This window comes from Pandoraea capi (assembly GCF_902459735.1).
Taxonomy (GTDB): domain Bacteria; phylum Pseudomonadota; class Gammaproteobacteria; order Burkholderiales; family Burkholderiaceae; genus Pandoraea; species Pandoraea capi.
Genome location: NZ_CABPRV010000002.1, coordinates 1 through 13,487, shown reverse-complemented (window position 1 = coordinate 13,487; position 13,487 = coordinate 1). Strand labels below are relative to the sequence as shown.

Annotated in this window: 12 protein-coding genes; 4 read left to right on the top strand and 8 right to left on the bottom strand. The window is 62.6% G+C overall.

Annotated features, from left to right (window positions below; translation table 11 throughout):
* Positions 1-188 precede the first annotated feature (188 nt).
* Positions 189-1,547 carry an 8-oxoguanine deaminase gene (locus PCA20602_RS03655; RefSeq protein WP_150720038.1) on the bottom strand — a complete coding sequence of 453 codons (1,359 nt, stop codon included), beginning with the start codon at positions 1,545-1,547 and terminating at the stop codon, positions 189-191.
* Positions 1,547-2,908, bottom strand: coding sequence for a nucleobase:cation symporter-2 family protein (locus PCA20602_RS03650; RefSeq protein ID WP_281354632.1), 1,362 nt, complete (start codon positions 2,906-2,908; stop codon positions 1,547-1,549). Before PCA20602_RS03650 ends, PCA20602_RS03655 begins: the two co-directional genes overlap by 1 nt.
* Before the next feature lie 443 nt (positions 2,909-3,351).
* On the opposite strand from PCA20602_RS03650, the gene uraH reads away from it, so the two are divergent.
* The 3 genes from uraH to PCA20602_RS03635 all read left to right on the top strand — a co-directional run bounded on the left by uraH (position 3,352) and on the right by PCA20602_RS03635 (position 6,819).
* The gene (uraH, locus tag PCA20602_RS03645; RefSeq protein WP_069344471.1) at positions 3,352-3,702 is read left to right on the top strand and encodes a hydroxyisourate hydrolase; all 351 of its coding nucleotides are present in this window, start codon (positions 3,352-3,354) and stop codon (positions 3,700-3,702) included.
* Between the two features lie 40 nt (positions 3,703-3,742).
* Positions 3,743-4,948 (top strand): urate hydroxylase PuuD, encoded by a 1,206-nt coding sequence (locus tag PCA20602_RS03640; protein WP_150720036.1) that lies wholly within the window; start codon positions 3,743-3,745, stop codon positions 4,946-4,948.
* A gap of 500 nt (positions 4,949-5,448) precedes the next feature.
* Positions 5,449-6,819: an MATE family efflux transporter gene (locus tag PCA20602_RS03635; RefSeq protein WP_150720035.1), complete on the top strand. Its 1,371-nt coding sequence runs from the start codon at positions 5,449-5,451 to the stop codon at positions 6,817-6,819.
* A 41-nt stretch (positions 6,820-6,860) separates the two neighbouring features.
* Here PCA20602_RS03635 and PCA20602_RS03630 read toward each other — a convergent pair whose 3' ends face one another.
* From PCA20602_RS03630 to PCA20602_RS03610, 5 genes are all read right to left on the bottom strand, one after another.
* Positions 6,861-7,709 (bottom strand): proteasome-type protease, encoded by an 849-nt coding sequence (locus PCA20602_RS03630; protein ID WP_150720034.1) that lies wholly within the window; start codon positions 7,707-7,709, stop codon positions 6,861-6,863.
* Positions 7,710-7,758: 49 nt separating this feature from the next.
* Positions 7,759-8,565, bottom strand: coding sequence for a transglutaminase family protein (locus PCA20602_RS03625; RefSeq protein ID WP_150720033.1), 807 nt, complete (start codon positions 8,563-8,565; stop codon positions 7,759-7,761).
* Between the two features lie 4 nt (positions 8,566-8,569).
* Complete coding sequence (locus PCA20602_RS03620) at positions 8,570-9,577, bottom strand: alpha-E domain-containing protein (protein ID WP_150720032.1); 1,008 nt, start codon at positions 9,575-9,577, stop codon at positions 8,570-8,572.
* A gap of 44 nt (positions 9,578-9,621) precedes the next feature.
* Positions 9,622-11,046 (bottom strand): circularly permuted type 2 ATP-grasp protein, encoded by a 1,425-nt coding sequence (locus tag PCA20602_RS03615; RefSeq protein ID WP_174980779.1) that lies wholly within the window; start codon positions 11,044-11,046, stop codon positions 9,622-9,624.
* Positions 11,047-11,426: 380 nt separating this feature from the next.
* On the bottom strand, positions 11,427-12,113 hold the full coding sequence (locus PCA20602_RS03610; RefSeq protein ID WP_246182012.1) for a glutathione S-transferase: 687 nt from the start codon (positions 12,111-12,113) through the stop codon (positions 11,427-11,429).
* A 115-nt stretch (positions 12,114-12,228) separates the two neighbouring features.
* Here PCA20602_RS03610 and PCA20602_RS03605 point away from each other — a divergent pair, with 115 nt between their 5' ends.
* Positions 12,229-12,810 (top strand): TetR/AcrR family transcriptional regulator, encoded by a 582-nt coding sequence (locus tag PCA20602_RS03605; RefSeq protein WP_150720031.1) that lies wholly within the window; start codon positions 12,229-12,231, stop codon positions 12,808-12,810.
* 345 nt (positions 12,811-13,155) lie between these two features.
* Here the strand turns inward: PCA20602_RS03605 and PCA20602_RS03600 are convergent.
* On the bottom strand, positions 13,156-13,487 hold a 332-nt coding region (locus tag PCA20602_RS03600), incomplete at its 5' end, for an ureidoglycolate lyase (RefSeq protein WP_174980777.1).

Below are 13,487 nucleotides of genomic sequence, written 5' to 3'. Positions count from 1 at the left end.
GGCCCTCTATCGCCCTTGCACCGACCTTATATCGCCCGCCGCCGGTTTTACCGGCGGAGCGGCCCCCACCGCCCCGCCGAACCGCATGGCAGCGCTCCCCATGCACAGGAGCGCCACCCCCGACTTCCCGCCTGCCCATTGCCACGCTCGGCCGCACACCATGAATATGCGGCCGGAGTGGCAACGCCTTATCGGGAAGCCTCGGCCAGTTGCCGCGCCAGCACGTTGTGACGCGTGACGAGCGACGGCAGGTCGAGCGTCTCCAGACGCCCTTCGCGCACCACCACCCGTCCGTTCACCACGCTGTACGCAGCTTGTCCAGGATTACAGAAGACGAGCGCCGCCACCGGGTCGTGCAGACCACCCGCCATGCCGACACCCCGCGTGTCGAACGCCACGAAGTCGGCCGCCATCCCTTCGGCAAGCACGCCGATGTCGTCACGCCCCAGCACCCGCGCGCCGCCCACGGTGGCGATCTCCAATGCCTCTCGCGCCGTCATGGCGCTCGGGCCGAAGCCCACGCGCTGCAGCAGCAAGGCCTGACGCGCTTCGTTGATCATGCTGGCGGCGTCGTTCGATGCCGAACCGTCTACGCCGAGCCCGACCGGCACGCCAGCGTCGCGCATGCGGCGAATCGGCGCGATGCCCGAGGCCAGCCGCATGTTCGAGCACGGGCAATGCGCCACGCCGGTGCCCGTCTTCGCGAAGAGCGCGATCCCGGCGTCATCCAGTTGAACGCAGTGGGCGTGCCAGACGTCATGACCGACCCACCCCAGATCCTGCGCGTACTCGGCAGGCGTCATGCCGAACTTCTCGCGGCTGTACGCGATGTCGTTGACGTTCTCCGCCAGATGGGTGTGCAGCGACACGCCGAAGTGACGTGCCATCTCCGCCGACTCGCGCATCAGATCGCGGCTCACCGAGAACGGCGAGCAAGGCGCAACAACCACGCGCAGCATCGCGTAGCGGCCTGCATCGTGATACGTCTCGATGAGCCGCTGCGTGTCCTTGAGAATGTCCGCCTCGCGCTCGACCACGCGATCCGGCGGCAGTCCGCCCTGGCTCTGACCGACGCTCATGCTCCCCCGGCTCGCGTGAAACCGCATGCCGATCTCGGCGGCCGCTTCGATGCTGTCGTCGAGCTTGCAGCCGTTCGGGTAGATGTAGAGATGGTCGCTCGACGTCGTGCATCCCGAGAGCAGCAGCTCGGCCATCGCCGTCTTCGTCGAGACGCGAATCATCTCGGGCGTGAGGTTCGCCCACACCGGGTAGAGGTTCGTCAGCCAATTGAAGAGTTCGCCGTCCTGCGCGGCCGGAATGGCGCGCGTGAGGCTCTGGTACATATGGTGATGCGTGTTGACCAGACCGGGAATGACGACGTAGCCGCTGAGATCGAGCACCTCGTCCGCCGTCGACGGCAGCGTATCGCTGGTGCCCACGGCCACGATCCGGTTGTCCTCCACGTACAGTCCGCCGCGGGCGATCTCGCGCCGACCGGCGTCCATCGTGACAAGTACCTCGGCATTCTTGACGAGCAACGTTTTCATCAGTGCGCCTCCAGCCCCATGCCCGAACCGTTCTTCTCGCCATGGCCATCGACCGCCGGGGCCTTGAAGCCATTGAAGTAGGCGTTCAGAATCACGGCCGACAGCGTGGCGAGCAGAATCCCGCTATGCAGCAACGGGGCGAGCTGCTCCGGCATCTTCGCGAAGAACTTGTTCGACGCCACCGGAATCATCGCCATACCGATGCTGATCGCTACGATATACAGGTTGTAGCGGTTATGCGAGTAGTCGACCTTGGACAGGATCTTGATGCCCGTGGCGAGCACCATGCCGAACATGACCACGCCGGCGCCGCCCAGTACGAACTGCGGAATGGAGGCCACGACCACCGACATCTTCGGAATCAGACCGAACACCAACAGAATGACGCCGGCAGCGGCACACACCCAGCGGCTCTTCACGCCGGTCACGCCGACCAGACCGATGTTCTGCGAGAACGACGTGTGCGGGAAGGTGTTGAACAGGCCACCGATCACCGTCGCCACACCATCGACACGCAAGCCTGCCACCAGCGCCTTCTCGTCGACCGGCTTGCCGACGATCTCGCCCAGCGCCAGGAACATGCCCGTCGATTCGATGAACGTAATCAGAATCACGATGGTGAGCGTGACGATGGCCCACGGATCGAACACCGGCATGCCGAAATGGAACGGCAGCACGATATCGAACCATTTCACCTGGTCGAGACCGTCGAAGCTCACCTTGTGCAGCATCAACGCGATCACGAAGCCGAACAGAATGCCGAGCAGCACGGCGATATTCGAGAAGAAGCCCTTCACGAAACGCGTGACCAGCAAGATGAAGATGAGCACCGCGAACGACACGCCGAGGTAGACCGGATCGCCGTAGTCGGGGTTGCCCACGCCGCCGGCCGCCCAGTTGATGCCCACGCCGATGATCGTCAGACCGATGGACGTAATGACGATACCCGTCACGATCGGCGGGAAGAAGCGCAGCAGCTTGCCGACGAGCGGCGCGATCAGCGTGCCGATGATGCCCGACGCGATCGTTGCCCCGAAGATACCGGGTAGCCCGAGGGAGGGATTGGTGCCGATGGCGAGCATCGGACCGACGGCCGCGAACGTCACGGCCATGATGACGGGCATGCGAATCCCGAAACGGCCCACGCCGACACTCTGAATCAGCGTGGCGATTCCGCAGCACATCAGATCGGCCGAAATCAGAAACGCAATCTGATCCTTCGGCAACCCGAGGGCGCCGCCGATGATGAGCGGCACGGCCACCGCCCCGGCGTACATCACCAAAACATGTTGCAGGCCCAGCATGAACAATTTTCCGATCGGCAGTCGCTCGTCGACCGGATCCACGGCATTGGTTGTCACACTCATTGCGTCTCCGTCCCTCGGGGGGCTGTTTGATGTCTATTTTTAGGGTGACTCAATGGTGCAGGTCGACGCCTTTTGCGGCAAGACCACCCGGGGCTATAGTGTTTTTTTCATGGAACGTATGCATGAATGCTTATCTTGCGTCTCGGGTTTTCCCCAAGCACGCACGTCGCCATTGGGCTTTCCGGGCGAGTCTTCTCCTGTCGCGATAACACGTCATACGATTGGCGTTATATCTGGGATAACGGAATCAAATAGTGGTCCAAAAAATCCCATTTCCGGTGCATACGACATACGCTGAAGACGTCGGCATGCCATATTGATGCGCATCACCTTTTTGTCTGACGTGACAGGGTATGTGCGCGTTTTTATCTTTGTTATTGCGCGCGTTGCCCCGCCGCCATCTCCCTACAATGCACCCATCCATCACAGGAGACATCATGGGACGACTGACTACCCACGTACTAGATACATCGCACGGCAAACCCGGCGCGGGCATCCGTGTCGAGTTGTGGCGTGTGGACGGCGAGCGCCGTTCGCTGCGCGACGTGCAGACCAATGCCGACGGCCGTTGCGACAAGCCGTTGCTCGAAGGCGAGGAATTCGTCGCGGGCGAATACGAGCTCGTGTTCCACGCCGGCGATTACTTTGCCGCGCAAGGCGTTGATGTACCCACGCCGCGCTTCGTCGATCGCGTGGTGCTGCGTTTTGGCATCGCGGCGCCTTCGCAGCATTACCACGTGCCCCTTCTGGTGTCGCCGTGGAGCTTTTCTACGTATCGCGGTAGCTAAATCGCGAACGTGAATGTCAGGCAGTTGAGGAGAACATAAGATGGAAGCGTTTATTACCGACTGGGTCAATCTGTTGCTGCGCTGGCTGCATGTGGTCGCGGCCATTGCCTGGATTGGCGAGTCGTTCTATTTCGTGATGCTGGACAACGGTCTGAAGCCGCCCAAGGCAGCCGAAGACAAGCAAAAGGGTGTGTTCGGCGAAATGTGGTCGGTGCACGGCGGTGGTTTCTACCACGCGCAGAAGTATCTGAACTCGCCGCCGCAGATGCCGGAAGACCTGCACTGGTCCAAGTGGAAGTCGTACACCACGTGGCTGTCGGGCTTCGCCCTGTTCTGCGTGCTGTATCTGCTGCAACCGCAGACGTATCTCATCGACAAGAACGTGATGGATCTGCAACCGAATCAGGCGGTGGGCCTTGCGGTGGCGTTCCTGATCGGCGGCTGGTTCGTCTACGACTTCCTGTGCCGCGCACTAGGCAAGAACGAGCGCGTGCTGGGTGTCGCCGTGGCCCTGTTCGTGGTCGCCGCCACGTACGCCACCACGCACATCTTTGCCGGTCGTGCCGCGTTCCTGATCGTGGGGGCGATGATGGCCACGTCGATGTCGGCCAACGTGTTCTTCTGGATCATTCCGGGACAACGTAAGAGCGTGGACGCCCTGTCGAAAGGCGAAGTCCCGAACCCGATCTGGGGCAAGCTCGGCAAGCAACGCTCGGTGCACAACACGTATTTCACGCTGCCGGTCGTGTTCATCATGATCAGCAACCACTACGCGTTCACGTACAGCAATCCGTACAACTGGGTGATCCTCACGATCATCATGGCCGCAGGCGCGATGATTCGTCAGTTCTTCGTGCTGCGTCACGCCGGCAAGAATCTGTACGCCCTGCCCGTGGCCGGCGCCGCCCTGCTCGCAGGCGTTGCCGTGTTCGCCGCACCGAAGCCCGCGCCGGCGCCGGCCGCCGGTGCCCACGGTGAGGCCGCCGCACCGGCCGTGAAGCTCTCGGAGATTCAACCGATCCTCACGCAACGTTGCGCCACCTGCCACTCGGCCAAGCCGACCATGATGGGCAGCGCACCGGCCGGGGTGATGCTCGACACACCTGCGGAAATTTCACAGAACGCCCAACGGATCTATCAGCAATCCGTGGCGCTCAAGTCGATGCCGCTGGGCAACGTGACGCAAATGACCGACGAAGAGCGCCAGAAAATCGCCGCGTGGTTCAACGGCGGCGCGCAGCAGTAACACGGCAGCGCCGACGTTCACAGACTTTCTTGCTGGACCCATGTTGGGGCGCTTAGGCGCCCCTTTTTTATGCAGGGGAACTCCTGCGCCTGCCATCGGTCTGTCTCTAGCGCCCGGCAGTCCGGGCGTGACGTTTTCGCGAGAACCACGACGCCAATACCGGCGACACCTTCCCACGACGTCAAACGACCGGCGCGATGCCCCAACGCAGGCGCGTCAAGTGCGAGACCCTATGAATTTCCTCCTGTTTTCCGATTCCCGACAAGGCGTCGTCTGGGTGCATCTGCACCAGGCGATGTTCCCTCCGTCCGTCTGACTGCCTCGCTGGCGTTCTCCTTGCTTCCGGTAAGGGGCGATGTCGTTGCGGGGCGGAGCGCTTACGCCATCGCTTGCGCGTGAGCGACAACACTCCCCCATTCCGAAGTCTCTGAAGTCTTTGATGTGCAAGCCACGGTGAGCCGCGTCCCGACACGACGCGGTGCGAAGTCATCGGGGGGACCATGTCTCTTTCCACGTCTACCAATTCATGCAACACCTCGCAGGGCGCAAGGACGTCCCTGCTTAAAGAGTTCACGTCGCTCGCCGTTCCGACGATCCTTTCCGGCTGGGTCTACACGGTCTATACCCTGATCGACGGGATCTTCATCGGCCGCTACGTCGGCCAGCAGGCGCTCGCCGCGCTGAACCTGGTCGTGCCGCTGCTCTATGTGCCGTATGCCATCAGCGTGATGGTCGGCGTGGGCGGCGCCACGCTCATTGCCCGTCTGCTCGGCGAACAACGCGTCAGCGAAGCGCAGCGCGCGTTTTCGCAAGTGCTGTGGGTCATGCTCGCGGCGGGTATCGCGATGAGCATCGGCGTGCTCGTCTTCAAGCACGAAATCGCTGCGGCGCTCGGGGCGCAAGGCGCGATCACTGCGGACGTCGTGGCCTATCTGTCCGGCTGGGGCTGGTTCGTGCTGTTCGCCAACGGTCTTTACGCCATGGAGTTGTTCCTGCGCGTCGAGGGCGCACCGGCTGCCCGATTCGGGTTGTACGCGATGTTCCTGGGCGCACTCGCCAACGTGGGGCTCGACTACTGGTTTATCGTCGTTCGCGGGATGGGGATGTACGGCGCGTCGCTGGCGACCGGGTTGTCGATGATGGTGTCGAGCAGCGTCATGCTCGCCTATCACTTCTTGCTGGCGAAGCAGGTCGTGCCCGCGCGCCGCGCGTTCGGCAACGGGGAAACCCACGTGTGGCGCGCGATGTACAACGGGGCATCGGAGTTTCTCGGCGCGATCGCACCGGCGGTGACGGTGTTCGTCTTCAACCGCGTGATTCTGACGAACTTCGGTGAGCCCGGTCTCGCGGCGTATGCGATTCTCGAGTACATGACGCTCGGGGCCACGGTCACGATGGTCGCGCTGGTACAGAGCATGCAGCCGATGATCAGCTTCTATCGCGGCGCGGGCGACGTGAAGGCGCTTCAGGGGTCGTTTCGTCTGGGCGTGATCGCGGTGATGGGCTTCTCATTGCTCGTCGCGGTCGCCATGGCCACGCTGGCGCGCCCGCTCACCTTTCTGTTCCTGCCGGCAGGCGGCGAAGCATGGTCAATTCTGGAGCATGCGGTGCTCTGGTATGCACTGGCGTTCTTGCCGGCGGCCGGCAATCTGATCGTGGCCGGTTACCTGACCGCCGTCGAAGCGCCGGGGCCATCGGCTGCCATCGCAATGCTGCGTAGCTGGATTCTGCTGCTCGGCATTCTCTGGCTGCTCGATGCGCTGCTTGGCGGCGACGCCATCTGGTACACCCTGCTCGCCACGGAAGCCGTCACGCTCGCGGTCAGCGCATGGCTGTACCGCAAGCAGCATCGCGTGCACAGCCATGCCTGACGCTCAGGGCGGCGCAATGCCGCCCGTCTCGCATCGTCCGATCAGGACGGCATCTTGAGCGACACCGTTTGTGCCAGTGACTGAAGGCTGCCCGCCTCGTCCGCACCGGGCATGCCTTCGGGCGGCTCGGCACGCGGCGGCAGCGATGCCGGCACGCTCACCACGCTGCTCGTCGCCCACTGCGGCTCCGGCAATTCGTCGAACACCTGGCGCAAGCGCGAGCCCCACGTATCGTGAATCATCTTGTAGTAGACGTTCTCGTCGTCGAGCGAGGCGAAGCGCGTCACGCGCAAGCTATCCGCTTCGTAGACGAGCAAGTCGAGCGGCAGACCGACGGACACGTTGGAGCGCAGCGTCGAATCCATCGAGATGAGCGCGCACTTGGCGCCGTCGTCGAGGGACGTCGCGGGCGTCACGAGCCGGTCGATGATCGGTTTGCCGTACTTCGATTCACCAATCTGGAAGTACGGATTGACGGACGACGCTTCGATGAAGTTGCCTGCCGAATACAACTGGAACAGACGGCTCTTCCCCCCGGCGATCTGCCCGCCGAGCAAGAAGCTGCAATTGAAGTCGACGCCGAAGGCTTCGAGCGATTTGGCATCACGTGCGTAGACGTCGCGAATCGCTTGTCCGACCACGCGGGCCACGTCGCCCATGGACTTGGCGGTCCACAACGTCTCCGCATCGCGGGCATCCACAAGCTGCTGACGCACGGCTTGCGTGAGCGCGAGATTTCCTGCGGAGAGCAGCACGATCACACGTTCGCCCGGACGCTCGAAGACGAGCATCTTACGGAAGGTGCTCACGTGATCGACCCCCGCATTGGTACGGGTGTCGGAGAGAAAGACCAGCCCGGCATCGAGCTTCATGGCCACGCAATACGTCATGTCGTTCCTGTCTTGCCGTGCGAGGCACGCCGCCTCGTCACGCGAAAAGCTATTGATGTTGGTCCGGCGGCACGGTATCGACACTCACCGATACGTGCAACGCCTCGCTCGCCCCGCCGCTGCGCATGCCTCTGACGGGCGCCGCAGATTCGTAATCGCGGCCGACCGCCAGACGACAGTAGTTGCCGCTGGCAAAGCAGGCGTGGGTGACGTCGATACTCACCCAGCCGCTGCCATCCACCCACACGTCGACCCACGCGTGGCTTGCCGCATGCGGCACGTCGCCCGGATCGATGTACCCGCTGACGTATCGCGCAGGCACGCCGCGTGCCCGGCACACGGCCAGCATCAGATGCGCGTGGTCCTGGCAGACACCCCGCCCCAGCGTCAGCGCCTGCGCGGCGGTGCTGGTCACGGCGGTGATCCCCGACTCGTAGTCGACCTGTTCGCAAATGGCGGCCGCCAGCGCGAGCAGGTCGCCCGGCGTGGTCACCCCGGCGGCGTCGGCCAGCGCATCGATCCCGTCGCTGCGCCCGGTGAGCGGCGTTGGGCTGGCGAAGCATAACACTGGTACGGCATGACTCGTCTCGCCGAGCTTGCCGTCGACGAGCGGCGTGGTCTCGACCTCCCCCTCGGCCAGCAGATGAATCTCGTCGTGCGGCTGGTGCAGCACGAGCGTATGCATGTCGTTACCGAATGCATCGCGCGCGGCAGTGAGTTTGCCTGGCGCACTCAACCGCCATTGCACGATGCGTTGCACTTCGGACGCCGTCGGCGTCAGCCGAAGCTGCTGGATGGTGTAGCGCACCGGCGTGTCGTAGCGGTAGGTGGTCTCGTGACGGATGATCAGGCGCATGGCATCAGGCGGCGAGCGGGATCAGGAATGTCTGGCTGATCTTGTTGCCGAGCACGGACACGCGCTCGAGAAACTCGGTCAGGACGGGGTGCAGGCCTTGCTGCTGTATCTGCTGGATGTCGGCGTATTTGAGGTCTGCCTGAAGCTTGCCGGCATAACGCTCGACGTCGCCGGACTGTGCGTTGGAGAGCGTGGCGAGGTTTTCGCACACGCCGTTGAGCGAGGCCAGCAACGAGCGCGGCATGTGGGCGTTGAGCATGAGCAGTTCGACGACACGCTCCGGCGTGATCACGTCACGGTAGACCTTGCGATAGATCTCGAACCCCGACACGCTGCGCAGCACGGCAGACCAGTAGTAGAAGTCCGTGGGATGCGAGGCGTCCGGCCCAGCCTTGTCGGCACGCACCGCTTCGTGAAAGCGCACGTCGAGGATCCGTGCGGTGTTATCGGCACGCTCCAGGAAGAGCCCCAGACGCGTGAAGTAGAACGCATCGTCCTGGAACAGCGTACCGAAGCTCACGCCGCGCGAGAGATGCGAGCGCACCTTGACCCACTCGAACAGATGCGCCGGATCGCGCTCCAGCAGGTCGAGCATGCGCGGGAATTCCAGCCAGGTGCTGTTGACGGTCTCCCACAGTTCAGTCGTCAGGGTGCCACGCACGGCACGCGCGTTCTCGCGGGCGGCGGCCAGACAGCAGGCGATGCTCGACGGGTTGTCGCGATCGCGCACCACGAAGTCGAGCACGTTCGCACGTGTGGCACGCGCGTGTTTGCGGTTGAACGCCGGCTCAAGCTCGGAGATACGCAGCGTGGCGCGCCACCCGGCTTCGTTGTCGATGCCGCCGGCAAGCGCATGTGCCAAATCGGTATCGTCTTCGTCGTCGAGGTTGTCGATGGCGTCTTGCGGCAGCAACAGGTTTTGCAGATTGACGTCGAGCAGGCGCGCGGTGTTCTCGGCGCGCTCCATATAGCGGGCCATCCAGAACAGGTGGTCGGCGGTACGGCTGAGCATGATCTCTTCCCGATAAGTTGTCTTCTGTCTCTGGCGAACGCCGCTTACTTCTCGAGGACCCAGGTGTCTTTCGTCCCCCCGCCCTGCGAGGAATTGACGACGAGCGACCCTTCGGTGAGCGCCACGCGCGTGAGACCGCCCGGCACCATGGTCACGCCCTTGCCCGACGACAGCACGAACGGCCGCAGGTCGATATGGCGCGGCGCGATACCGGCGTCGACGAAAGTCGGGCACGCGGAGAGTGCCAACGTGGGTTGCGCGATGTAGCCGTCGGGTTTGGCAATCAGCCGTTGCCGGAACGCTTCGATTTCGGCCTTGGTGGACGCCGGCCCGACCAGCATGCCGTATCCGCCCGCCCCATGGACTTCCTTGACGACCAGCTCGCCGAGGTTGTCGAGCGTGTAGGCAAGGTCGTCGGCACGACGGCACTGATATGTCGGCACGTTGTTCAGGATGGGTTTCTCTCCGAGGTAGAACTCGATCATGTCGGGCACGAACGGGTAGATGGACTTGTCGTCCGCCACGCCGGTCCCGATGGCGTTGGCCAGCGTCACGCGCCCTGCCCGGTAGACGCTCAGCAATCCGGGCACGCCCAGCGTCGAGTCAGCGCGAAACGCGAGCGGGTCGAGGAAGTCGTCGTCGATACGGCGATAGATGACGTCGACCCGCTTGGGACCGTTGGTGGTGCGCATGTAGACGAGGTTGTCTTCGACGAAGAGGTCCTGCCCCTCCACGAGTTCGATCCCCATTTGCTGGGCGAGGAACGCGTGTTCGAAGTACGCCGAGTTGTAGATGCCCGGCGTCATCACGACGACCGTTGGATCGTCGACCCCCATCGGCGCCACGGCCCGCAAGCTGTCCAGCAAAAGATCGGGATAATGTTCGACCGGCGCGATGCGGTTTCTCGCGAACAGCTCGGGGAACAACCGCATCATCATCTTGCGGTTTTCCAGCATGTACGAGACGCCGGACGGCACTCTCAGGTTGTCCTCCAGCACGTAGAACACGCCGTCGTCCCCTGTGCCTGCCCGAACGACGTCGACACCGGCGATGTGCGAGTAGATGTCGCCCGGCACGTCGACGCCCTGCATCTCGGGGCGATACTGCGCATTCTTCAGCACCTGCTCCGCTGGAATGACGCCCGCGCGCAGGATGTTCTGGTCGTGATAGACGTCGTGGATGAATTTGTTCAGCGCTTCGACGCGCTGCCGCAGACCGGTCTGCAAGGTCTGCCACTCATGGGCGGGGATGATTCTCGGGATGAGATCGAACGGGATGAGGCGTTCGGTTCCCGCTTCATTGCCGTAGACAGCAAATGTGATGCCGACGCGCCGGAACGCCAGATCGGCCTCAGCTCGCTTATGGTGCAAGACATCTTCGGGCTGGCATTTCAGCCAGTCGTCGAACCGCCGGTAGTGCGAACGCGTCGCACCCGTGATGCTCGCCATCTCGTTATAGCTCTCGACCATACGCTTCTCCGCAGATTGCTGTGTCGAGATCGAGCAATATCCATGCCCGAGCTGTTTTTCCGCTTTTTTGACTCACCACGCACGATTTCGGTGCGGCACCTCTTCAGCCACGCCGATGCACCCGTTATGCGCGCCCGCCGCACCGTTTGGTGACGACAAAAATGCACCACGACGGTGTTTCGGCGATGGTTGGAGTATAGGAGTTGGTTTTTCTCCGTGACGCGTGTGTTTACCCCGCTTGCTTATCGGCACTCACGCGCCCCCCACTCGACACGCATGCGGCATCCACGCTGGTTGCGTCGGGACGGGCATGCGCCCGTTCACGCACCTCCCGTCCCGACACTGCCCTCATCCGCAAACGGCGAACGCCCGGGGGATCACTACCCCGCAAACGCCGGCTGATGACGCACGCTCGGGCGCGCCATCACCCGTTCATGCCACGCCTTCAGTGCCTTGCAGGTTTCCGGCACTTCGACCTTGACGTAGGACGCGAAGAGCAGCCCCGCAATTACCGTGATATCTGCCATGGAGAATTCGTCACCCGCGATATATGCCTGCGTTTCCAGGAGATCGTTGAAGTACTGCATGCCCCGCTCGGCTTTCTCACGCTGGCGAATACCCCACTCCTCGTTTTGGTACAGCTCCACGTCCGGCCCCAATCCCGGCGTCGCATGATGGAAATAAACGCTGATCGGATCGAGTAACTCCAGCTCGGCGCGCTTGTTCATCATGTGGATCTTCGCCCGGGTCAACGGCGTGTTGCCCGTCAATGTCGGGGAGCCGTCCAGCCAGTCGAGATATTCGGTAATGGCCGTGCATTCTGCGATGTACGTGCCATCGCGCAGTTGGAGCACGGGTACCGTGCCGGAGTAGTTCTTCTCCGCCATGAATGCCGGTCGCTTGTGATCCCCCTTGTAAAGATCCACGAGTTCGAACTTCACTCGTGGCTCCATTGCTTTCTCTGCCAGGGCAATCCGCACGCGCGTTGGATACGGTCCCCTCGGAAAGTCGTAAATCGCCATGTCCGCCAAGGTTTCGTCGTTGGAACTGGTGCTCTTGAGATTCATGCTCTGCCCTCTGCGCAGTGTGTTGATGGAAACTACCTAACGTTCGTTAGGTTAACGATAGAGGGTATAATCTCTGGCGTCAATGGGCTTTTCAACTTTCGGAGTATTCAGGGAAATGGTGGGGACGACCGATTCGGGCTTGAGTTCGAAGGAACGCATTCTGCTGGCCGCGACCCAGATCGCTCAGGCCCACGGGTACAACGGCCTGAATTTCCGGGATCTCGCCTCCGCCGTCGGCATCAAGGCGGCCAGCATCTATCACCACTTCGAAAGCAAAGCCGATCTGGGAGCCGCCGTCGCCCGACGCTACTGGGAAGACACGGCAGCCAATCTGGACGCGATCTACGCGCGGACTGGCGACCCCGTCGAATCCCTCCGACAATATCCCCGTACGTTTCGCAAGGCGCTGGAACGCGACAATCGCATCTGCCTCGGCAGCTTCATGGCCGCAGAATCAGACGATCTGCCCGATATCGTGCTGCGAGAAGTGATGACGTTTGCCGATGTGAACGTGACATGGCTCGCCCGGATGCTGCGCGAAGCCTCGCTCGTCGCTCCTGAACAGAGCGAAGGAAGAGCACGTGCTATCTACGCCGCGATTGCCGGCGCACAATTGATCGCGCGTAGTCGCTCGGATATCGCGGTCTACGATCACCTCATCGAGAGCTATCGCGCCGCAGGATTGCTGCCAGCATGAGACCTCGACGCAGTAGCGTCGATGTATTTTTCTTTTCTTCTGCTAGTGATACGGGGTGAACACCCCCCGCCTGACGGGCCGGAGCCCCTTTCCGCCGCTCAGACATAAACCCAACTCGCTGCAGAAAGGGGCCCCGGCCCGTCTCCCTCCCCGCCCTCAGTGCCTCCACCGAAACCGCCCGCTTCCCGCGCTCTGTTTCCGCTTCCCCCGCTCCGTCGACACCGCTCTTCTCCAGCGCCAACGCGACGCCACAACCACCACGCACGTGCTCCGCAACTGCTGCGCGGCGGTCGTGCCGTCGCTCACACGTTTTCTGTCCCTCCCTACGCCCTCCCCATGCCCCGCTTACGCTGCCTTTTGCGTGCCTTGCACGGCATCTAACTCCGCTTGCGTCAGCAAATACACACCCGGCAAATCCTGCTCGTCACAGTTGTGTCCCTCACCACCCCGGTCCACCACGACGAAGTCACTCACCTCATGCAACGCCAGCAATGGGTGATGCCATACACCTTTTGCGTAGTTCACGCCTTGCCAGCCATCGGAGACGAACGCCCGCATCTGACTCACATCCAACTCGCCCGCCGGCGCAACCACCACCAAATACGGCGTGCTCTTCAACGGAATGAACGCCTGACTGCCCAACGGGTGACGCTCCAACATCTTCACCTCGTACGGCA